This is a genomic window from Peribacillus frigoritolerans (assembly GCF_030676415.1).
Classification (GTDB): domain Bacteria; phylum Bacillota; class Bacilli; order Bacillales; family DSM-1321; genus Peribacillus; species Peribacillus frigoritolerans_A.
The window spans coordinates 1-255 of sequence record NZ_JAUUTW010000140.1 but is presented as its reverse complement, the minus strand read 5'-3'; the positions used below and the strand labels follow the sequence as shown (position 1 = coordinate 255).

The following is a 255-nucleotide window of genomic DNA, read 5'->3' as shown; positions in this document are numbered from 1 at the left end:
ATGTAGTGGATTGACAGATACGAACTTAATATTATTCTCTTTTAGAAAATGAGCTAGATTTAACCAGTAGTGACCGGTTGGCTCCATGCCTACAATCACTTGATTTAACTTACACTCTTTAACAAGTCGGTTAATCCAATCTAGAAACGAATGAAATCCTGCATTCGTATTTTCAAAGAAACACGTTTTCCCCAGTTCCAATCCCCTAAAATCCTGTGCTCTCGCGACATGATTGTGCTTGGCTATATCTACTCC

The 255-nt window shown here is 38.4% G+C and carries 1 protein-coding gene; it reads right to left on the bottom strand.

Annotated elements, in window-relative coordinates; genetic code table 11:
* Nucleotides 1-255: IS110 family transposase (locus Q8G36_RS28800; RefSeq protein ID WP_305275371.1), on the bottom strand; the 255-nt coding region annotated here is incomplete at both ends.